Below are 20,452 nucleotides of genomic sequence, written 5' to 3'. Positions count from 1 at the left end.
ACGTGGATGTTGCCGTTCTTAAACCGCCCGCCCAGGAACGGCTTCAGCAGCTCCCCACCTCGTGCGTCACCAAGAACCCTTCGGAGCCCCGTGTCTCATCGGATGCAGCCTGCTGGGTGGCGCGATTGGCCTTCATGGCCATCGTCTCGGCCCAGACACGCAATCCGATGTCCTGCAGAAGGATATCTTCCCTCTTTCTCGCGGTCGATTCGATGATCCAGTGGCGGCCATACGCGCCATGCATCAATGGCGCCCCTGGCCATCCTTTCCGGGCGACGGTCATGGCCAGTCCGGCGATCAACCGAACGTCAAAGCATCGCCTCGTTTCTTCCTCGGATAGTTCCAAGCGCGGAGCAAGCAATGCATCTCGGGCCTTCGTATCGGCCTGTATGACCCGCTCAAGCTCTGCTGGGGTTGGAGCCCCCATGCGCGTCCACACTTGCGCTGGCGAGCATGCCTTGACCCAGTTCCAAGCGCTTGCGGTGTCGTCAGACGGATCAGCCGGGTGCAGGTAGAGCCGACTTTCAAACACGGCCCGGAGGGTTTCCGGGTGCTTCCACTGGCGACCGTGGATGTAGTGTCCGCAAGCCAGGATCTTGTCGCACACGGGCACCACCACGGGTGCTGGCACGGTCAGAAATCGTTCAACGCCCGCCACACTATTTCGGCCACGCTGACCTGCACCGATCCGCTTTTTCCGGCGGTTGCGCCATTGGTCGGCCCTCGGAATCGGTGGCCGATACCATCAATCGCGCGGACATGAAACTCTACGACCGCCGAAAGCGGGAACGGCAGTGAGCCTGCCCTCAGATCCGGGCATGGGGCCAGTTGTGGGCTGCCCTCCTTACGCCGATGATCGTCTTTAGCGTAGCAAGCGGCCCTTCAGTGCCGCCCAATCTCACCGATGGAGAGGGCAACATGGATAAGCGGGTGTGCTTTGATTTCGAGATTGATTTCAGCAACGGGGGCGGGATTCAGGGCCAAGGCTTCCGGCTGGACATCGCCGGTGATGACATCACCGATGAGGCGTTGGCCGACTACATCGTGCGCGACATGCGCCTGCTGATGGTGGGCGAGGTTCGCATCCTCAACAAGGAAATCATTGAGGAGCCTCATAAGCGCCCGGCGCACGGCCAAGACGTTTCAACTGTCCACGACCCAAAGGACGGGTGAGCGGCCATGCATCCTGATGTTCTCGGCTGGACTGCAACCGCCGTGTTGATAGCCACGTTGGTCCGGCAAATGATCAAACAGTGGCAGTCTCCCCATCCGGAAACGGTCTCCAAATGGCTGTTTGTCGGTCAGATGACCGCGTCGACCCTGTTCACCGCCTACAGTGCACTTTTGGGGTCAACGGTGTTTGTGGTGACCAATGCCCTGCTGCTGTTCACGGCCGTGGTGGGACAGGTCCTGGCTTGGCGTCGACGTCGGCGAACCGGCGCGCCGCCTCCCTGCTGACCCAGTATTGGCTGCACCAAGGAAGGCCGTCGTAGGCGTTTAGCAGCCACTCTTCGTCAGATCCCAAACGGACGTCGCCTGACATGCTCGACCCGGCCTCCGACCGTGACCAGCGTCGAGATGGCCCAGTCGCTGGAAGCGGACACGGGCGGAAGCAACAAGATCTCAACGCCGGCCCCCATCGCCGCGCCTTTCCATACCTCCACTGTGCCATCCTCGCTGGGACTGCGGTGGAGGCCCCAATCCGAGGCGAAATCCGTCAGCGCTTGCCGTCCATGTATCCTATCGAGCGCGCTGCAAAGCGAATCATACTGAGCACTCCTCACTCCCCTCCCCCTTGCATCGTTTTCTAACCTGCGCTTCACCATCCATCCCAGACTACTTCATGGCAGACATGAAGATCGAAAGCCAGTCTGAATCCCTCAGGAGAACGCCAGCTTTCTGACGGGGCAGCCTCCGATCCATTACCTGAAGCTGGGACCAGGGACGACCGCCTAAGCCGATTCAGGCAGGGTTGCGCGGCTGCCCGTCGTCTATCAACAACACCGTGCGGCAAGCGCGCGCCAACTGCAAGGCAGCCGACATGTCCGCATAGCTTCGATAGGGAGAAAATGCGCCGGGCGGGCCCGACACGCGATCGCCCTACTGGTTGGTTCAGAACAGCTCCGTCTGAGCCGGTGGGTAGACAAGCGCTGGCCCGACGGCCTGCGCCATCGGGTTCAGCGGATGCGGTTTGGGTTCGGCGTGGGACACGATGTGCAGCACCTCATGGCCCCGGTGCGTCAGCAGGTCGGAGATGAGACGTCGGTGGCAACGCCACCACGGTGCCTCCGCGCACATCAGCGCGGTCCGATGTTCGCCCCCCAGTGCAAGCACCTTCGATAGCCCGCCGGCGAACTCGGCGGTCGCCATGTGGTCTGCGTAGCCCTGAAACGCGGCGTTGTCCCACGCACCATTGGGCGAATCCGGCTGCACCTTGCGCCGCCCGCCCAGTTCAGGAATCCAAAGATACTCCACGCCGTGCGCTGGCAGCGTTTTAGCCATCTGCTCGGATGCGAACCAAGGGTGACGACGCGATCCTGGGAAACGACGCACGTCCGCGATCGCCGAGATGCCTTGTGCGAACAGCAGGTGTAAGAACTCGTCCCAAGGTCGAGTGGAATGCCCGATGGTCCAGACGGTCACCGGGGTCGGAGCGGGAGCATCGCACTGCATGAGGCTCATTGGACAGGAGCCGGCATCAAGCCCGCGTGCTCATCACGTGCTCGGCAGCTGCCAACGACGCTCGCGTCTTCCCGTCTACGCTCGGACACGACCGCGGGGATAGCGGCTAGTCGTTTCGGGCCCATTTCGACAAGTTCTGCTTCAACGCATCGATGCCCTCCCAGGGATCCTTGCGGCGACGTTTCAGCTTGCCCGGCACGTCCTTGATCGTGAACGCGTCAGCCCGTTTGAGGTTTGGCAGCTCGCTCCACGCCAGAGGCATCGCGACAGGCGCGCCCGGTCTACCCCGCAGGGAATACGACGCCACTGCGGTGGCACCTCGACCGTTACGCAGGTAGTCGACAAAGATCCGCTTGTTTCGAAGGGCTTTGGTGGCGGTGGCCAAGAACCGCTGAGGTTCCGACTGGGCCAACGCGTCGGCGAATCCTTTGGCGAAGCGCTTGGTCAGGTCCCAGTCGCACCCCGGGTTGAGGGGCACCACGACATGAAGGCCCTTGCCTCCGGATACCCGCAGGAAGGACTCCAGCTCCAGTTGGCCCAGAAGCTTCCGGATGTCACTGGCGGCCTGTTTTACCTCCGCGAATGGCACGTCTGGGCCCGGGTCTAAATCGAACACCACCCGGTCGGCGCGGTCGGGATCCTCCGCGTGGCTTCCCCACGGATGGAACTCCAGGGCATTGAACTGGACCAGCTCCAGCAAGCTGGCCGCGTCCCGGACCACCAAGTAGTGGGCGTTGATGCCGCTGTCCTCCTTCAGCTTGACCGAGTCCACCAGCTCCAGCCCGGCGGTGTGGTGCTTTTGGAAGAAGCAGGGCTTGCCGGTGCCGGCGGGGCAGCGAATGATCGACAGCGGCCGATTGATCACCTCGGGCAGCAGGTGGTCCATGACCGCCGAGTAGTAATCCCAGACGTCTTGCTTGGTATAGCCGTCACCGGGGAAGAGAACCTTGCTCGGGAGGACAGTTTGGGGGGCACGCGTTCGACTTGAGGCGTTGCGGCGGACCTCTCGGCGGAGGACGCGGCCGATACCCGTTTGCCACGGGCCGGTTTCGCCGGGGCGGCGCGATCCGAATCCGCCAAATCATTCACTTCCTTGTCGGCCCGCACGGCTTTCAAGGAGGCTTGGCGCAGCAGTTGCTGCCCCCGATGCCGCGATAGAACACCTCCACCACGAAGCGCGGCTCGAACCACGTGGCAGAGCGAAGATCGGTGTCCTCGGTGGGCACGTAGGCCGTCGGCTTCTTGCCTCCCCCTTGGATCCTCTTGCTCACGTCCTTGATCAAGGCGTCGGAGAACCCGGTGCCCACCCGGCCCACGTAGAGCCAACCGTGTTTGGCGTCGGGCTTGGCCAGTAAAAGCGAGCCAAAGCCGCTGCGGCTGCCCTTGGGGGCCGTGTAACCGACCACGGCGAACTCGTCGCTGGCCAGCTGCTTGGTCTTGCGCCAGTCGTCGCTGCGGCCGAGGTGGTAGCCGCGATCGGCGCGCTTGGAAATGATGCCTTCAAAGTGCTGTTCGCCAGCCAGGCGGTAGGCTTCGTTGCCGTCGCCTTGGACGTGAGCGCTGAAGGCCAAGTGGCCGGCCTGGCCCGCCAGCAGCTCCTGCAGGAGCGCCTTGCGCTCCAACAGAGGTGCTGCGGCCACGTCCACGCCATCGATGTAGAGCAGGTCGAAGAGCGCGTAGGCCAGCGCGCCTTGCCGCTCCCCGGACAATGTCGCCTGGAGCAGGTTGAAGTCCTCCTTGGTGCCCGATCCGGCGATGAGTTCGCCATCCAAGGCAGCAGAGGTAAGGCCCAACTCCGCCACGGCGTCGCGTATCTCGGGGACCTTGTCGGTCCACTCCAACGCGTTGCGGGACCAGAGCCGGACGGCCCCATCGGCGACCGTTGCGAGGATCCGATACCCGTCCCACTTGATCTCATGGACCCATTGGTCGCCCTGCGGCGGGGCCTCCCCCAGCTTGGCCAACTGGGGCTCGAAGGGGCCGGAAGGCGGAGCCGCCTCTTTCGCTTTGGGCAGGGCCAAGGCCTTCTTGGCCCAGTTCTTCCGTCGCGCACGCTTTGCAGGGAGGGCTTTGAGCTTCTTCTTGTCGGCTTTACCGCCGCCGGCCCTCCTGATGTCTGCCGTTGGGGCCGCCGACACATCGGCGAGCAGATCGTCCGCTTCCAGATCGCTCGCATACGCATCGTCGTCCTTGAACAACAGCCACTGCGGCTGACGGGCAGGCTTGCCGGAGCGGACCAGGTGCCACCCGCCTTTGAGCTTGGTGCCAAACAGCTCGAAGCGCAGGTGACCCTTGGCAAGTTGTGCCTCTGGGTCTCCTTGGGTGGCCCATACGCCGTGATCAAACTGGGCCACGTGCCCACCACCGTATTGCCCTTTGGGGATCTCGCCTTCGAAGCTGGCGTAGTCGACGGGATGGTCTTCTACTTCCACGGCCATGCGCTTGACCTTGGGGTCGTAACTGGGGCCTTTGGGGACGGCCCAACTCTTCAGGGCGTCGCCGATTTGCAGCCGGAAGTCGTAGTGCCGGCGGCTGGCGTGGTGGAGTTGGACCACGAGAATGGCGCGCTGCCCTTGGGGCAGCGCTTTGCCAGGCTCCGGCTCCTTGGTCTGGTCAAAGCGGCGCTTGCGGCGGTATTCGACCAAGGACATGACGGCTCCTCGTTACTTGCCCAGGTGCTTGCGAACGGCCGCAGCGGTGGGGCCCACGGCTTTGACGGCGGCCCGGAGCTCGTCGGCGGACACGCCCAGCGCCTTGGTCCAATACTGGAGCTCGTAGTCTTCGTTGACGTTGATGCGGTCGCGGTCCGGGCTGCCGGTGTTCTTCTTGTCGTCGCTCATGGGATTCTCCTTGGGTGATCAGGCGCTCTTTAGAGCCTTCTTGGCGGGGGCTTTCTTTGCGGCTTTCTTTGCTGGGGCCTTCTTTATGGCGGCCTTCTTGGCAGGCTTGCTGTCTTTGGTGGAGGACTTGGAGGCAGTCTTCACCGGCGTTGCTTTCGCCGGGGTGCGCTTGTTGGTTTCCAAGCTCTTCTGGAGCAGCGCCATGAAGTCCACCACGTTGGTCGCCGAGTCCTCGCGATGTTCCGGTTCCTCGAAGGTGGTCGTGGCTCCGGCCTGCTTCACCCGCTTCTTGATGATGTCGGACAGGCGCTCGCGGAACTCGTCCTGGTAGCTGTCCGGCTCCCACTCAGAGGTCATGCTCTCAATCAGCTGCTTGGCCATTTCGAGCTCTTTGGGCGCAACCCGGTAGTCCGACGCCCCCCCCTGCGGCAGTTTGTATTCGTCCGGAGCCACCAACTCCTGCGGGTAGCGAAGCAGGATCATGATCAACGCATCGCCTTCGGGCATCACCGCGCAAATGTATTCGCGCGTGCGGATGACCACCCTGGCGATGCCCACCTTGCCGGTTTCCTTCAGGGTCTCTCGGAGCAGGACATAGCCCTTTTCGGCCTTCTTGCCGGGCACCAAGATGTAGGGCTTTTCGAAGAACCTCAGCCCGATGCTCTCGGCGTCGACAAAGGCCTCCACGTCGATGGACTCGTGCGTCTCGGGGGCGGCAGCGGCGATGTCTTCTTTCTCTATGACGACGTAGCTGCCCTTGTCGTATTCAAAGGCTTTGACGATGTCCTTCCAAGGCACTTCTTCGCCGGTTTCGGCGTTGACCCGCTCGTAGCGAATGGGCTTTTTGTTTCGTGCGTCCAACATGCGAAAGCTCAGATCCATGCGACGCTCGCCGGACATGAGGGACACCGGAACGTTGAGCAGCCCGAAGGACAACGAACCACTCCAGATAGGCCTGGGCATGCCAGCCGCCTCCAATCCTAGGGCCTTTCGTTGTAGGCCCGCCCGCGTCGGCCGGGCGTGAACCCGGCCGGCGCGGCGCAGTGGTTACTTTTTGGCTTCGACGCCCGGCGTGGCGTCGCGCACCATGAACTCTTCGGTCACCTCGGGCAGGTGGGCCGCCAGCCAGTCGGCCATGGCCTCTTCTTGGACTAGGATTTCCTCGCAGATCCGGGCCGTCTCTGCATCACCCGCCGTCTTCGCCGCCGCGATCAGGGCCGTGTAGGAGGCAATCTCGAAGTGCTCGAAGACGTAGCCGGCCATCGCGCCTTTGACGATTTCATCGGAGGCCGTCATGCCTCCGACGGCCTGACCGAAGGCCGCCATCTTGCCCATCACGTCCTTCAGGGTCGACGGCGAGCCGCCCAGGCGCTTGATGCACCCCTCCAGCAGTTCGCGTTGACCGATGGTTTCCTGAATGTGTTCCTCGATGCGCGCCTTCAGCACCGGGTAGTGCTCGATGCGGGACGCCTGCCCCTTGAGCATGGTCTCCGCCTGTTGCTCCATTGCGTGTGCGTCGCGCAGCCAGTCCAACAGGTTCTCTTTGAGCTCTGCCATGGATGTCCTCCTCTCGTGTCGGGCGAAGCCTTACCGTATCGAGGCTGGGATGCGGATCAAGCGATCCCCGAGTGAAGGCTTGGCGAACGGCGGAGCATCTCAGACCGGCGGTGCGTGGGCCTGGAGATCGATGGCCCTCGTGGTGAACGGCGCGCATGCAACGCATTCGCAGGCCATTGACCGCTCCCGCCACATGCTGAACGCTCCTCAGCGCCAGGCCATCCTCATGACCCGTTCCGCGCTTTTGCTCGTCTTCTTGGCCCCCTCCCTCGCCTTCGCTCAGCAGGGGGCGGAACCGACGTCCAAGCCAACGTCCATACGTTCAAACCCGCCAAGGTAGATGCGACGCCCGAGCGCGTTCAGGCCCTGACGGTGCCCAGTGGCTTCCAAGTGCGTCCCCTTGCGCAAGGCCTTCAGAATCCGCGGATCATCGCCGTGGCACCAGACGGGCGGATTTATGTCTCACGTCGAGATCAAGGCGACGTGCTGTTGCTGGAGGATGCCAATGAAGACGGAGCCTTGGACGCCGAACCGAAGGTGGTCTTCTCGCGGCCAGGGGCGCACGGCCTGGTCATCGCCAACGGGCAGCTGTATGTCGCCACGGCCAACGACGTGTATCGCGCCCCCATACACCCGGACGGGACGTTGGGTCCAGAGGAACGGATCATCAACGACCTGCCCGATGGCGGTCAGCACCCCAACCGCACGCTGGCCTTTGCCCTGATGAGATGCTCTACATCAGCGTGGGCTCGTCCTGTAACGCGTGCAACGAGACCAATCCCGAGCATGCGGCGCTGCTGAGGTCCTCGCCGGATGGCAAGAGCCGGTCCATCTTTGCCAGCGGCCTGCGGAACACCATCGGCTTTGCTTGGGACTCCAAAACGGGGGAGCTGTGGGGGATGGATCACGGCATCGACTACTTGGGCAACGATGAGCAGCCCGAGGAGCTCAACCGCATTCAGAAAGGAAAGAGGTATGGTTGGCCCCACATCTGGGGCAAGGACGGGGTGAATCCCCAGAGCACACCGCCAGGGCAGATCAGCAAACAGCAATGGGCGGCGACAAGCGAGCCCATGGTGCTCGGCTACACAGCCCACGCGGCCCCCATGCAGATGCTGTTCTACACCGGCCAGCAGTTCCCGACGGCTTACCGGGGGACGCCTTCGTGACGATGCGCGGTTCCTGGAACCGCAAGCCTGCGTCGGGCTACGAGGTGGTGCGGGTTCGTTTCGACGCCGGCGAGCCGGTCGGGTTTGAGCCCTTCTTGACCGGCTTCCTGGTCGACAACGGCCAGGCGCACATCGCACGGCCCGTCGGTCTGGCGATGACCAAAGGCGGTGCCCTGCTGGTCGGCGACGACGCCAATGGCGTTATCTATCGGGTGACCTACAGCCAAGGCCAAGTGGCCCCCTCCCGCGAGGCGGCGGTGCCTAGCGGGCCCTTGATGGCCCAAGTCAATCAAGGCTCAGGCGTGCCGTTGGCCAAGGATCGGATCGGCAACGCCGCCGCGTTCGAGTTCCGCTCCCCGTCGTTCTCCTCGGGCCAAGCGTTGCCTCCCCGCTTCAGCGCGTATCACGACGATGCATCGCCCGCTCTTTCGTGGAGCCCGGTGCCTGATGCCAAGTCCTATGCGCTGATCATGGAGGATCCGGATGCAGCCAACGTCAAACCCTTCGTTCACTGGGTCGCCTACAACATCCCCGCCAGCACGCCATCGCTGCCGGAGGGCCTGCCGGTCGATCCGCGACTCCTGAAGCCGGAGGGAATGCTGCAGGGGGTGAACAGCCGGGGTCTGTGGGGTATTTCGGCCCCAAACCGCCAGTAGGCGATCGACCCCACCATTACCACTTCCAGCTGTTGGCCTTGGACACCGTGCTTGATATGAAGGCCGGGGCAACGCGGGACGAGGTGCTGAGGGCCGCGAAGGGCCACGTCTTGGGCGTGAGCGAGATCGTGGGCACCTACCAGCAGACCGCCGCCCCGCTGAAATAAAAAAAGGGACCCGAAGGTCCCGACCGGTGCTAGGTCCGGAAACTCAGTGAACCTCCAGTTCCTGGCGAAGGGACTGGAGGGCGGCGGCGATCTCTTTCAGGCGGAACGGCTTTTCAAGGAAGGGCGTGCCTTTGAAGCGGTCGGGCAGCCGGTTGGCCCCAAGGCCGGTCGTAAACAGGAACGGCACCCCCAACTCGACCAAGCGATCGGCCACGGGGTAAGACTCGACCCCGTTCAAGTTGACGTCCAGCACCGCAACATCGAAGGCCGCCTCCTCGGCGCATGCCAAGGCTGTGGGCAAATCTTCGGCCGTCTTGGAGACGTCGTAGCCGACTTGGGCAATGGCCTGCTCCAAGACCATCATGAGAGTGGGTTCGTCCTCTACAAGAAGAACCCTTACTGCTTTGCCGTCCAATCCCATGACTTTCTCCCTACAAGCGCTCTGAGTGGATGTGCCACGATTGGACAGTGTGGCCCGAGGGCTCGCCCGATTTGTTAAGAGGGCGCAAAAGGATGACGGCCGTCGCTCTTCTACACTGCGCACTCTGTCGCCCTTCGGTGGCCCTGCCGAGAGGATGACCCATGAACCAACCAGCGAAAGCGAAAACCGATTTGAGGGACGAGAGCCGGCAGTTTGCCCTGCTGGTGAACTCCGTCACCGACTACGCCCTATACATGCTCGACCCCAGCGGGGTGATCCAGACCTGGAACCCGGGTGGGCAACGAATCAAGGGCTACCAGGCTGCCGACGTGGTCGGCACCAACTTTTCCCGCTTCTACCTGCCCGAGGAGGCCCAAGCCGGCCTACCAGAGCGAAACCTGCGGACCGCGGCCTTAGAAGGGCGCTACGTCGCCGAGGGCTGGCGATTGCGGCAGGACGGGACCCGCTTTCGTGCCAGCGTCGTGATCGATCCCATCTGGGAAGACGGGGAACTGGTGGGGTTTGCCAAAATCACCCGCGACATCACCCAGCGCCACGAAGCGCAGGAGCAGCTGCTCCAAGCCCAGCGCGATCTCCTGCAGGCGCAGAAGATGGAGGCCATCGGGAAGTTCACGCTCGGCTTGGCCCATGATTTCAACAACCTGTTGACGATCGTGGCCAACTGTCTGGAGCTCATCAGCCTGCGGGTGAAAGACGGAGGCGTGGCCAAGCTCATCGATACCGCGCAGCGGGCCGCCGAGCGCGGGGCCCTTCTGACTCGGCAGTTGCTGACCTTCGGCAAGGGACAAACCTTGGTGCCAGAGGCAGTCGACTTGGCCGCCTTGATGGCCGAATGCGAAGCGATGCTGCGCCGCTCCGCCGGCGACGCGATCGCATTGACCGTCGAAGTTTCCCGGGGCCTTCCGACCCTGTCGCTGGACAAGGCACAGCTGGAGGCCGCAATCCTTAACCTTGTGTGCAACAGCCGCGACGCCATGCCGAAGGGCGGAACGATCCTCATCACGGCCTCTGCGCGGCAAACCCGTGATCCTACGTTGCCCAACACCAGTGAAAGACCTTACATCTGCCTGAGCATCCGAGGCGACGGTTCAGGGATTGAGGCGGACCAGCAGGCCAGGGTATTTGAACCGTTTTTCACCACCAAACCCATTGGAAGGGGCAGCGGGCTGGGCTTGAGCCAAGTGTTTGGCTTCACGGCCCAGTCCGGCGGGTTCACCGAGCTCCAGAGCGAGCTTGGGAAGGGAACCCGCGTTAGCCTTTGCTTCCCCGCACCAGAGCATTGAGATGCCGATCCACGTGTTGTTTGTTGAAGACGAAGACGATCTCCGCAGCGTCGTCGTAGAGGCTCTGACCTCTCAGGGCTTCCAAGTCACTCCCGCCAGCAACGGGGATGAGGCCCTCGTCCTCCTGCGCGGCGACGCCAGGTTCGCGGTGGTAGTGACCGACTTCAACATGCCAGACAGCGCCGACGGGCTGGAGGTCGCGGCGGAAGCCGCGGTTGCTCAACCCCAGGCCCGCGTCATGCTCGCGTCTGGCCTTCAACGCTCGCAGCTGCCCCCGCTGCCCGAGACGGTTCGATTTCTCCCGAAGCCTTACCGCTTCCGACAGCTTGTTACGGCGATCCACGAAGACTTGGGCTGCACGTAGGGGGGCGGATTCCTTGCGCGGCCAGGCGGTCGCCACTGGTTCATCTTCCTACCAGTGCGCGTCTGCTCACTAGGAACAGCAGCCGGTCGATCGCCGTTGCGTTCAACGCTTCTCCATCCCCCCGCACCTTGAAACCGGCCCAGTCGCCCACTGCGACCTCGCTCAGCTCTTTAACTTCCACAGGCAACCAGCGCATAGGCCAATAAGGCAAGCGGCGATCCATGATCGTCCCGCTTTGCAGCTCGATCAGGTCGTGATGGCTCGAAGCACCGAGCACCCTTGAGAACACCACGTCCAACCCGTCCGGGGGGCCCTCCAAGTATTGGACGAAGCGCGTCCCGTCGAACAAGAGCACCCCACTGACACCTGCGTCCCGGTTAAATCGAGTTGCGTCGTCGACCAGCTCCTGGAGCTTGCCGCTCCGGAGGCCAAGCAGATCGCCGCGCAACGCGCCGGATGCCTCGCTGACATACACCACGGCCCTGATGGGCATTGGGCGCTCCTTCTCAACTTGTCTGGCCATCCCCCCCTTCCACGAACTTTAGTCCCGCCCACGCATTTAGGCAATCGCGTTGGGAGATAGCGCCTACAGGCGGCTGCTAACTTGATCCCGAGTTCCAATCGAGTAACCTTTGATTATGGCCCTTTACAACATCGCGGAACGTTTAAGCACGGCTAAATAACTAATCAGCAGGGGCGATGACGCGTCATTGATCTACGCCGCGCTGGAACTACGATTCTGCCTGGAATCCGTGGCGTATCAGAACTTGGCTGCATATGGTGAAGACGTTTCCACCGAGCTTGCTCGCGAGTGGCGACCGGACCAGATCATCAAAATGCTGGCCGCCTTCGATCCGAACTCTGATCAAACGGCCAGCTTCTCCATCTCGGTAACGCCACCGCCCAAAGACCTCGATTTTGCCTCAAGTGACTTGAAGGCCGTTTTCAAGGACAAGGATTTCTTGCCGATCGGCGAGGCCAAGCGCATTCCTTGGGGCAAGTTTCGCAGTTACTACAACTCGTTGGGAGCTTTCTCCATCTGCGCAAAGATCTGACGAACGCACGGCCGAAGATCGAAAGGCTCCGGGCTCTCATCGCGGAGCTGGAAGAGGTTGCGAGCTCGACGCTGATCGCTGCCAGCAAGGATCTCGCGACGGGCAAATGCGTCGACTGCGGCCATGTGCTCATTCTCGGCCCGGCCGAGCAAGCGGGGGACAAGCCCGTTTTCTGCCCGAATACCAAGTGCAACTCGAGCTATTTGGCCATCAAGGGGGACCCGGAGCGGCGGGTGCAGAAGGTCGAAGCCCTGGGGCTGCGCTGCGAATGCGAGGCCATCGTTCCTATCTTGCCAGAGAGGCTTCTCAAGCCTGCGGTTTGCCCAGCTTGTGGGTCGACCGTTTGCGCAGTCATTGCTTCGAAGGCAAGGGTGCTAGGGGCGCCGCCCGGTCGCGAGGGAGATCTGAGCAGCTAGTTGCACCTTAACTCCGCCACTTCGTCCAGGCCCGGCAGTGGCGACGGCAACACGGCTTTGCACACACCCGACACCTCGACGGCCATCCCCGGCTCGGGGTGCTCCAAGTAGAGCGCTCCGTCGTAGCCCATCATCGCTTGCTCATTCGGCGTAGAGGCCAGGATTCCTGGCGCGATGCTGGCACCGGTCAGGGTGAAGGCCCGGGCGTTCCGGGTCAGCACCGGGAAGGTCACCCGCACGCCGCCTTGACGGGGGCCACGGATTGCTTTTCGGTCTCCCCAATCTCCACACCCGCGGGCAGGTCTTTATCTTTGAGACTGAAGGTGGTGGGCAGCAGGGAGGGCACGTTGGTGACCAGCACGCGGCCTTGCTTGTTGGTCTTGCCGACCGGTGCTCCGTTGACCCGGACCGGCAAGCCCGCCTGGCCCGGCACATCCACCACGGCGAAGCTGGCGTAGGCGGGTCGCCCGAAGGCCACGCCGCGGTGGTCCAGGAACACGGCGCCGGAGAAGTTGGCCGCCACCTGGGTTTGCCCGTCGTAGCGGTCCAGCATGATCCGGGCGTCGCCGTAACGCGTCATGGCATCCGCCGTGGCCCGGGTGCTGCCCTGATCGCCCTCGGTGTGCTCTGCAGCCACGCGAAGGCCGCCCTCGGTGCGGTAGGTCGCTCGGGTGGTCAGGGCATCCTGGCCTGGGGCCTGGCGGGCCCGCACACCCACGCTGGCCTTGCTGCCGAAGCGGTAGGTGTAGCTGGCGGACACTTGAAGATCGTCGCCTTGAAGGTCTCGGAGCACGTTGGCGGACACCTGGCCTGCAGTGCCCAGGTTCGCGCTCACGCCCAAGGAAGCGAAGGCCAGGCTGGAGCGCCCCGTGTCGATGGCGCTGTAGATGCCACGCAAAGTGAAGCGGCGATCCGGGCGGTAGGAAACGCTGGCTTGGGTGCGCGAAGCGATGGGCAGCGCCGTCTCGCTCTGCAGTCGCCAGAAGCCGTCGTTTTCTTCGTGTTCCAGCCGCAGGCCAAAGGTGGGCCCTCGGTAGTCGTAGGCAGCAGCCCAACGCGTCCCGCCGTCGCTTGAGCGCCCCACCTCCCCGTCGAGCACGCCCCAGGTGCCCGGGGCCCAGGTGGAACCCACGGTGACGTTGCCCTTGCCGTTCTCGTCCACCTGACCACCACCTCGGATGGTCCAGCGGTCGTTGACGCCCTTGGCCCAGGAAGCGCTGACGCCGGCCGTGCCGTAGCGGTTTTCGTCTTCGCGGACTTGTCCGGCCGCGATTTCCCAAGCGGAGAGGCCAGGACGCAGCAGGGTTGGGGCGACGTAAAGCCGCGCAGTAGAAATGGCGGTTTCCCGGCCGTAGGCGTCACGCACCACTACAGCCGTTTGGCTGGCCCCAAGGCCACGTTTCGCCCGTCCACGGTGAAGGGGCCGGCGTTGACGTCCTGGCGCGTGATTTCGGCCTGGTTGGACAGGACCTTGACCTGCCCCGGATCCAACGCGATGCCCCCAAGGTCGGGATTGGCCACGTCGGAGTGAGCGGATCCAGGGCTGCCGGGTCCTTCGCGAGGCGAATGCCGCCCAGCGCCACCGGGCCGATGCGGGGCGTGGCGTAGACATCGCCGGCTTGCCAAGTCCGTTGGCGCGGCAGGTCGTCTTTCTGCCAAGCGGTCATGCCGCGGCGCATGCCAAACCCGTTGGGGGACTGGTTGAGCTGCCCGGTGGTGGAGACCACGCCCCAACGACCTCCGGTGCGCGCGTCCAGTGCCAAGGACGTTGCTTGTTGGCCGCCTGCAATCTGGGTGGCGAGGTTGTAGTTGACCAAGACGCCCCCGATGGCGGGCGACACCTGAGAAACCGGAGTGCCGTGCTGGCTGAGCTGCTGCGCCGGCTTGCGGTCAGCCGGAATGGTGAGCTGGACGGTGGCGTTCTCGGGGTGTAAGCCACGGTCACGCCCAAGGCTTGGTCGGTCAGGTTCTGGCCCTCCTCGCCCGGGCGAAGGGTCACGCCGAGCTGCTGCCACGTCGTGGTTTCCGCGACCCAAGCCCCGTTCTGCTGCCAGAGCACCACGGGGTCCTTGGCGGGCTGGCCGTTGGCCAGGATGGGCGCTGCAAGCACGGGCTCCACCCCGTCTGGAATGGCCGCGTGCGCGCTGCCGATGGACAGGGCCAGCGCAAGGCCCAGGACGCTTCCCCGCCGCACGTGTCGCCCTCAGTTCACGGGGACGGTAGCGGGGGACCCGTTGGCCGTGATTGAGAGCGTGGACGCTTTCAAGCCGGGCTTGAGCTCAACCAGCTTGCTCTGACCCGGGAGCACCCACCCCAGCGCCCCTTCGCGCCACGCCGGCATGCCTTGAGGACCGACGGCGGTCACGCGTGCGGCGGTGGGCCCGAAGTTGGTCAGCAGGAGACCTTTGGCGGTGAAGCGCGCCCTGAGCACGGGAGGACCGGCCTTGGCGTCTTCAAACCCCACCGGCAGGTTCTGGTGGATCAACAACTGCACCTGGCCCGCCGTGGACGGCTGGGGCAACTGGCGCAGCAGCACGCGGTAGTAGCCGGGCGTGCCGACGCCTTGGGTGCGGACCAACCGCACGGCCCGGCGGGACCCAGGCGGGATTTCGACAATCGACGGTGCCGCGAGCACCGCGGTGGCGGGGCTGGTCACGTCCTGTCCGCTGGCGTCTTGGGACCAGTCCAGCACCGTCACTTGGAAACGCTCGGGGGTTTTCCCATGGTTTTCCAAGGTCAACGCGCCCGATTTTTCCCCAGCCGGCGCCACGATGCTCGTGGGAAACAACGACACATTTCCCGCCCACGCAGGCACGGCGAACAATGAGCACAACGAAACGGCCAACAAACGCTTCAACATCACTCCTCCAAACCGATCACCTCCTTTGATCCAACCAAAACATTCAAAGTTGTCAACCCACCCCCAAAAGAAAACCCCCGGGGATTTCCGGGGGCTTTAAGGGAAACGGTTGAGGATCAATAAGTCAGGGTTACGGCGATGGTGTCGGAAAAGGTTCCGCCGGGCACCTTGTTCAGATCATAGAAGGTATAACCGATGCCGATCATCTGCTGCTCACCGGTTCCCACGCCCTCCCAAGCATCGGCCCCACTGCCCCATATCTGGCTGGCACCAGGATCCTTAAAGAGGCCGTAAGCGACGAAGTTTCCAGCACCATCCGACACGGCACGGTGATTGGGACGAGCAATCGCGGCGCCGTAGTTCAATCCATCGCCGGGCACGATGCTAAAGGCCGTGCCCTGGTTACAACGCACCAGCAACGCGCCGTTGGAATAACCCTGCGTGCCAACCGCCAAGCCGTTGTATTCACCACCGCCCAGCTGGGTCACGAGCAGGCTGCACTCGTTGTTCACGGTCGCAGAAATCATCAGGTCTTCGGTGACGTCAGCGGCGGACGCCGAAGTGGCAGAAAACGCGGCCATCAAGGCCAGAGAAAAAGAAAGGGTCTTGCGCATGAAAAATCCTCCTCGGATATTGGGGAAAGGGAAAAGGGCCCGGCTTGGGCTTGCTTCACCAATACTCGATAAATCCATTTCCGCAAGAGGATCGGGCAGCAAGATTTGAAGGTGCCAACCCAAGCGCTTGCACCGAAGACACGAGTAAGCTAAAAAGCAATCGCCGGTCGCTGAAGCGTCGGTGTTGTGCCCGCATAGCCAATAGGCGCCGGGTGCCCGAGGTCCACCCAATGGGGGCGCGGGAATCTTTTTTCGATTCCGGAGCCACCCATGACCGCCAAACGCCGCAAATCGCTTCGTATCTCCGCCTTCCACGCCCAGCACGGCCGCTGCTTCTACTGCGGTCTGCCGATGTGGCTCGCTGCTCCTTCAGAGCTCGGGCTGAAGCCTGGCAAGGCGCGCCCCTTCCAATGCACCGCCGAGCACTTGGTCGCCCAGCAGGACGGGGGCCGAGATGTATCCGGGAACGTGGTGGCCGCGCATGCCCGGTGCAACCAGTGCAGGCACAAGCGAACGGGACCAGCTCCTTCCGCTGAAGCGTTCCGGGCGCTGGTTCAAAAGCGCCTGGCAGTGGGAAGATGGTGGTCCAGACTGCCGCCAGGGATTGCACGTGCTTCTGTATGACCTCATCAAGCTCTACGAACCTTCGTTTGATCCGGCCCGCACCAAGGTTCACTTGGCCCGAAACAATAAGATCGAAGATCCGATCGATGTTTGGCTGGACGGCCGGTTTGACGACTGGCAGTGCTGGCAGCGGCAGCGGAACTTTGACCGGGACATGGTCTTGTCCCTCATCCAAATCCCCAACACCTACCGTTGGATGTTCGCCGGCCTCTTCCGATCCGTGGGAAGCAGGCCCGATGTGGATGCCAACCGAACGCCCCACGTTGACTACACCTTGGAACGCATCGACAGCACACTTGCGTTAGAAGGGCGCCTCTTCGTGACGGGGAAATACGTCAGCCGCACCTCCTATCTGAGAGGCGAGACCCTCTCTGGGGACATGGTGGTGCACGAACTCCTGGCAGAAAAGCTGGGAGACGGAGAGTTTCCTGGCTTCGGGCAAGTGGACATCGACAAAGACACCTTGGACCGTATCGTCGCCAGCGGCAACAACTCTTGGCGTGCCGCTCTTTCCAGTGTCAAAGGCATCTATCTCTTAACGGACAGCAAGACCGGCCTGCTCTACGTCGGAAAAGCAGACGGCGACGCCGGCATCTGGGGACGCTGGTGCCAGTATTCGAGCACAGGGCACGGCTGGAACAAGGCCTTGGTCCAAGAGTTCGGCATCAAGGCCACTGACCGTCAACGGGATCTCCGCTTCTCGATCCTCGAAGTCATGGACCGGCGCTCCCAAGAGAGCCAAATCGACAAGAGGGAATCGCATTGGAAGCGAATCTTGATGTCCCGCAACGGCTACAACCGCAACTAGCAATGTGTGTATTCCAGTGATGCTGACACTCAGTTCCAGAGATTGTGGCCCATTCATGCTGGAGATTCTGACCATCCTTTCCAGTGATTGTGATCCACCGCGCTGATGGTTTTGACCGGCAAGAGTTGGGACGAATCGTACCTGTGCTGCACCCATGCAATCGCGCGCTCAGCGTGCTAGGCGGTGTTCTCATTTGATGCCGAAGGTGCCGCCAGTATCTCGCCGCTTTTTGTAGTTGGGATTTGTCGGTATTGGCTGCGTGATGATCACTGGCAATGATTCGAGGTGTTATTGATGGGCAAATTCAGTGACAGTGACTGGCGGCCAGAGATAGTTGAGGTCTTTGTCGAGACGGTGTTCTTCTGAATTGCCCGAATCGGCCCTCTCTGGCACGACACTCCAGAAGCCTATGACCGTTGGCAACGTATGTATGTGCGGTATAGCCGCTAGTAATGCAAAGGAGTGTGATTGGCCTGATTGAGAACGTTCCCTGTAAAGTTTCTCGTGGCCTGCTCATAACAAGGCCAAGCTTGTTATGAGCCTCTTCCCAGATACTCTTCAAGGGGCCGCCGATTAAGACTTCGAGGCGGGCGATCAATAGGATCATGTCCAGTGAGGCGTACTGGGGCCGGTGCAACGGCAAGTGTTTGCCCTGCTAACGCCGCTCCCGCAACCACTCAATTAGTTCAGGTAGTGGCATCGGCCTGGCAAACCAGAAACCTTGCCCTTGAGAGCATCCTGCCTCCCGCAGGAAGGCTAGCTGCTCCTCCGTTTCAACCCCCTCAGCCACCGTGCGCATGCTGAGTCCTTTGGCCATGCCGAGAACGGCCTGCACGATAGCTTGATCGCTACGGCTTTCAAAAAGACCAGAAACGAACGATCGATCGATCTTCAGCTTGTCAAACCGCAACTTTTTCAAGCGGTTCAACGACGAAAAGCCGATGCCAAAATCATCCATTGCCAAACGGATACCGGCCTCATGCAGTTCATCCGAGGTCTGCAATACCTGGGCCGAAGAGTTCATTGCCACATCTTCGGTGATCTCAAGCTCCAAACGCTCAGCCGGCAGTCCAGTGCTGACAAGTAACTGATGAACCAGCGCGCAGAATCCGGCTTCACTGAACAACGAGGCACAGATGTTGACCGCTACCACCACATCCAGCAGGCCCGTTTCGATTAGCGTCATATTGTCTTTGCACGCCTGGCGAATGACCCAGCGTCCAATAGTCGGCATCAGGCCGTATTCCAGTGCTACAGGAATAAACTGATCAGGTGCCACCAGGCCATTAACGCCATCACGCCAACGCAGCAAGGCCTCCATGCCGCACGGCTGCAAGGTCTGCATATCGAACTGCAACTGGTAATGCAACTCGAACTGCTCTAGCGAAATGGCCTTGCGCAAGCGACTGAGCAGGCGATAGACCTGCTCGGATCGTTCACGTAACGCTTGATCGAATAGGCGAATACAGCCGCCTCCTTCCACCTTGGCCTGATACATGGCGATATCAGCTTCATTCATCACCTCATCGGCTGTCAGACCGTCATCGGGGTACAGGCTGATGCCGATACTTGCGCCAACACTCAGTGCCCGATTATCAATGACGAATGGCACCTTCAGCGCCCCCATCAACCGTGCGGCGATGTGGGAGGCTGCTTCCCCTTTGGAATCTAGAATGATAGAGACGACGAACTCGTCTCCCCCCACCCGACCTAATAAGTCACTATCGCGCAAGGTTTTCTGAAAGCGCTCAACTGTTAGCTTGAGCAAGCGGTCGCCAACCTGATGACCATGGTTGTCGTTGATCTGCTTGAAACCGTCCAGATCGATGAACAACACCGCAATTTTCCGCCCACTGGTCTGACAAGCCTCAATGGCTCTGGACAGCCCTTCAATAAACTCACGTCGATTGGCACACCCGGTAAGCCCGTCGTATTTGGCCAGAAAGGCAATGTGCTCGGTGAACTTGCGGCGCTCACTGATGTCGTGGCAGATGCCGACGAATAACTGCTGGCCATCCTGACTGAACTCACTGACGCTCAAATGCAGCGAAAAGCAGCTGCCGTCTTTGCGCTGGCCCGTGACCTCTCGGCCAATGCCGATGATCTTGCGCTCACCGCTGGAGCAATAGTTGTTTAAATAACCGTCGTGCTCCTGGGCATACGGTGCTGGCATCAGCATGGAGATGTTCTTGCCGAGCATCTCGTCCGAACTGAAGCCGAAAAGCGTTTGTGTAGACTGGTTAACCGCCTGGAGAATACCGCGTGCGTTGATGACCATGATGGCATCTACAGCGGCATTGAAAATGGCACCGGCAAGCGCTGACTCCAGGCCATCCCATGTATTCGGTTCCGCCCCGTCAGGCACCTGATTGTTCTCTCCCGGTTTTCTCATTTTAGTTACCGAAGCGCTCAACCAGTGCATGCATGGCATGTGATGTCTGTTTCAAGTCGTTGCCCGCCTGCGCGGACTCTCCCGCCAGCTCGGCATTATAGCCAGAGGCTTGGGCAATGCGCGTGATCTGCCGGGAAATATCCTCGGCGACATGCGCCTGTTCTTCTGATGCCGCCGCCATCTGCTGGCCCATGTCATGGATCAAGCCAACGGCGCTACTGATTCCTTGCAGCGCCTCCTGGGTAGCGATCACCTGCTGCACACCGGCGGCGGCCTCTTGGGTGCCGGCCTGGGCTATCGTCACCGCGTTCTGCGCCCCCGCCAACAGTGTCTTGATGATGTCCTGAATAGCCTTGTGGACCGGCCCGCCTTCCTGCAGTAACCATAGACGGCCGAAGTGCTCACCTCAAGCTCCCGCGCCAACTGAGCCCGGCTGACCTCCTTTAAGCGAGCCCGAACCTGGTCCAGGCCCAGCCCCTGCAAGCTGCGCTGCTCCGGCCCTTTCAGGAAACGCCCCAAGCGA

General features: G+C 62.0%; 23 protein-coding genes and 2 pseudogenes. 10 read left to right on the top strand and 15 right to left on the bottom strand.

Annotated features, from left to right (window positions below):
• Window positions 1–43: 43 nt before the first annotated feature.
• Window positions 44–607 (bottom strand): hypothetical protein, encoded by a 564-nt coding sequence (locus tag DL544_RS06000; RefSeq protein ID WP_139726863.1) that lies wholly within the window; start codon window positions 605–607, stop codon window positions 44–46.
• A 311-nt stretch (window positions 608–918) separates the two neighbouring features.
• Here DL544_RS06000 and DL544_RS05995 point away from each other — a divergent pair, with 311 nt between their 5' ends.
• Window positions 919–1,173, top strand: coding sequence for a cyclase (locus DL544_RS05995; RefSeq protein ID WP_139726862.1), 255 nt, complete (start codon window positions 919–921; stop codon window positions 1,171–1,173).
• Window positions 1,174–1,179: 6 nt separating this feature from the next.
• Window positions 1,180–1,458, top strand: coding sequence for a hypothetical protein (locus DL544_RS05990; RefSeq protein ID WP_139726861.1), 279 nt, complete (start codon window positions 1,180–1,182; stop codon window positions 1,456–1,458).
• 654 nt (window positions 1,459–2,112) lie between these two features.
• Here the strand turns inward: DL544_RS05990 and DL544_RS05985 are convergent.
• The 5 genes and pseudogenes from DL544_RS05985 to DL544_RS05965 all read right to left on the bottom strand — a co-directional run bounded on the left by DL544_RS05985 (window position 2,113) and on the right by DL544_RS05965 (window position 7,079).
• The gene (locus DL544_RS05985) at window positions 2,113–2,682 is read right to left on the bottom strand and encodes a DUF488 domain-containing protein (RefSeq protein ID WP_024957540.1); all 570 of its coding nucleotides are present in this window, start codon (window positions 2,680–2,682) and stop codon (window positions 2,113–2,115) included.
• A gap of 106 nt (window positions 2,683–2,788) precedes the next feature.
• Window positions 2,789–5,333, bottom strand: a pseudogene (gene ligD, locus DL544_RS05980) (DNA ligase D).
• Window positions 5,334–5,345: 12 nt separating this feature from the next.
• Window positions 5,346–5,522: a DUF3606 domain-containing protein gene (locus tag DL544_RS05975; protein WP_008266817.1), complete on the bottom strand. Its 177-nt coding sequence runs from the start codon at window positions 5,520–5,522 to the stop codon at window positions 5,346–5,348.
• 18 nt (window positions 5,523–5,540) lie between these two features.
• Window positions 5,541–6,485 carry a non-homologous end joining protein Ku gene (gene ku, locus DL544_RS05970; protein WP_024957538.1) on the bottom strand — a complete coding sequence of 315 codons (945 nt, stop codon included), beginning with the start codon at window positions 6,483–6,485 and terminating at the stop codon, window positions 5,541–5,543.
• A gap of 84 nt (window positions 6,486–6,569) precedes the next feature.
• Window positions 6,570–7,079: a ferritin-like domain-containing protein gene (locus DL544_RS05965; RefSeq protein WP_139726860.1), complete on the bottom strand. Its 510-nt coding sequence runs from the start codon at window positions 7,077–7,079 to the stop codon at window positions 6,570–6,572.
• A gap of 728 nt (window positions 7,080–7,807) precedes the next feature.
• On the opposite strand from DL544_RS05965, the gene DL544_RS21390 reads away from it, so the two are divergent.
• From DL544_RS21390 to DL544_RS21380, 3 genes are read left to right on the top strand one after another with little or no spacing between them, the layout of a single operon-like run.
• A complete protein-coding gene (locus tag DL544_RS21390) occupies window positions 7,808–8,248 on the top strand; it encodes a PQQ-dependent sugar dehydrogenase (RefSeq protein WP_219997158.1) in 441 nt (146 codons plus the stop codon).
• 2 nt (window positions 8,249–8,250) lie between these two features.
• A complete protein-coding gene (locus DL544_RS21385; RefSeq protein ID WP_255313122.1) occupies window positions 8,251–8,904 on the top strand; it encodes a YbhB/YbcL family Raf kinase inhibitor-like protein in 654 nt (217 codons plus the stop codon).
• Window positions 8,874–9,071, top strand: a complete 198-nt coding sequence (locus tag DL544_RS21380; protein WP_479692432.1) for a YbhB/YbcL family Raf kinase inhibitor-like protein — start codon at window positions 8,874–8,876, stop codon at window positions 9,069–9,071. The genes DL544_RS21385 and DL544_RS21380 overlap by 31 nt, the downstream gene beginning before the upstream one ends.
• A 43-nt stretch (window positions 9,072–9,114) precedes the next feature.
• Here the strand turns inward: DL544_RS21380 and DL544_RS05950 are convergent, their stop codons facing one another.
• Entirely contained in the window at window positions 9,115–9,492 is a 378-nt protein-coding gene (locus DL544_RS05950; RefSeq protein WP_065428061.1) for a response regulator, read from the bottom strand.
• A 161-nt stretch (window positions 9,493–9,653) separates the two neighbouring features.
• Between DL544_RS05950 and DL544_RS05945 the strand changes: the two genes are divergently transcribed.
• Window positions 9,654–10,796 carry a two-component system sensor histidine kinase NtrB gene (locus tag DL544_RS05945; protein WP_139726859.1) on the top strand — a complete coding sequence of 381 codons (1,143 nt, stop codon included), beginning with the start codon at window positions 9,654–9,656 and terminating at the stop codon, window positions 10,794–10,796.
• Window position 10,797: 1 nt separating this feature from the next.
• On the top strand, window positions 10,798–11,160 hold the full coding sequence (locus DL544_RS05940) for a response regulator (protein ID WP_024957534.1): 363 nt from the start codon (window positions 10,798–10,800) through the stop codon (window positions 11,158–11,160).
• 40 nt (window positions 11,161–11,200) lie between these two features.
• On the opposite strand, the gene DL544_RS05935 is transcribed toward DL544_RS05940, so the two are convergent.
• Window positions 11,201–11,653, bottom strand: coding sequence for a BLUF domain-containing protein (locus DL544_RS05935; protein ID WP_139726858.1), 453 nt, complete (start codon window positions 11,651–11,653; stop codon window positions 11,201–11,203).
• A gap of 217 nt (window positions 11,654–11,870) precedes the next feature.
• Here DL544_RS05935 and DL544_RS21590 point away from each other — a divergent pair, with 217 nt between their 5' ends.
• Window positions 11,871–12,215, top strand: a complete 345-nt coding sequence (locus tag DL544_RS21590; RefSeq protein ID WP_255313064.1) for a hypothetical protein — start codon at window positions 11,871–11,873, stop codon at window positions 12,213–12,215.
• A gap of 412 nt (window positions 12,216–12,627) precedes the next feature.
• On the opposite strand, the gene DL544_RS05925 is transcribed toward DL544_RS21590, so the two are convergent.
• From DL544_RS05925 to DL544_RS05910, 5 genes are all read right to left on the bottom strand, one after another.
• On the bottom strand, window positions 12,628–12,864 hold the full coding sequence (locus DL544_RS05925; protein WP_139726857.1) for a hypothetical protein: 237 nt from the start codon (window positions 12,862–12,864) through the stop codon (window positions 12,628–12,630).
• Window positions 12,861–13,997: a fimbria/pilus outer membrane usher protein gene (locus DL544_RS05920; RefSeq protein ID WP_176556906.1), complete on the bottom strand. Its 1,137-nt coding sequence runs from the start codon at window positions 13,995–13,997 to the stop codon at window positions 12,861–12,863. Before DL544_RS05920 ends, DL544_RS05925 begins: the two co-directional genes overlap by 4 nt.
• A gap of 2 nt (window positions 13,998–13,999) precedes the next feature.
• Window positions 14,000–14,152, bottom strand: a complete 153-nt coding sequence (locus tag DL544_RS21220; RefSeq protein WP_176556905.1) for a hypothetical protein — start codon at window positions 14,150–14,152, stop codon at window positions 14,000–14,002.
• 682 nt (window positions 14,153–14,834) lie between these two features.
• The gene (locus tag DL544_RS05915) at window positions 14,835–15,491 is read right to left on the bottom strand and encodes a fimbrial biogenesis chaperone (RefSeq protein WP_139726855.1); all 657 of its coding nucleotides are present in this window, start codon (window positions 15,489–15,491) and stop codon (window positions 14,835–14,837) included.
• Between the two features lie 116 nt (window positions 15,492–15,607).
• Window positions 15,608–16,105, bottom strand: a complete 498-nt coding sequence (locus DL544_RS05910) for a spore coat protein U domain-containing protein (protein ID WP_176556904.1) — start codon at window positions 16,103–16,105, stop codon at window positions 15,608–15,610.
• Window positions 16,106–16,375: 270 nt separating this feature from the next.
• Here DL544_RS05910 and DL544_RS22335 point away from each other — a divergent pair.
• Window positions 16,376–16,570, top strand: a pseudogene (locus DL544_RS22335) (HNH endonuclease); the annotation flags it as partial.
• 16 nt (window positions 16,571–16,586) lie between these two features.
• Window positions 16,587–17,537: a GIY-YIG nuclease family protein gene (locus tag DL544_RS05900; protein ID WP_219997156.1), complete on the top strand. Its 951-nt coding sequence runs from the start codon at window positions 16,587–16,589 to the stop codon at window positions 17,535–17,537.
• A 655-nt stretch (window positions 17,538–18,192) separates the two neighbouring features.
• Here DL544_RS05900 and DL544_RS05895 read toward each other — a convergent pair.
• Together DL544_RS05895 and DL544_RS05890 are read right to left on the bottom strand one after the other, a co-directional pair.
• Window positions 18,193–19,959 carry a GGDEF domain-containing phosphodiesterase gene (locus DL544_RS05895; RefSeq protein ID WP_176556903.1) on the bottom strand — a complete coding sequence of 589 codons (1,767 nt, stop codon included), beginning with the start codon at window positions 19,957–19,959 and terminating at the stop codon, window positions 18,193–18,195.
• Window positions 19,931–20,278, bottom strand: coding sequence for a methyl-accepting chemotaxis protein (locus tag DL544_RS05890; RefSeq protein ID WP_255313121.1), 348 nt, complete (start codon window positions 20,276–20,278; stop codon window positions 19,931–19,933). Before DL544_RS05890 ends, DL544_RS05895 begins: the two co-directional genes overlap by 29 nt.
• Window positions 20,279–20,452 lie beyond the last annotated feature (174 nt).

It is taken from the genome of Stenotrophomonas sp. pho (assembly GCF_006228405.1).
GTDB lineage: Bacteria > Pseudomonadota > Gammaproteobacteria > Xanthomonadales > Xanthomonadaceae > Stenotrophomonas > Stenotrophomonas sepilia.
The sequence above is the reverse complement of the archived record's forward strand: the minus strand, read 5'-3'. Positions and strand labels throughout refer to the sequence as shown.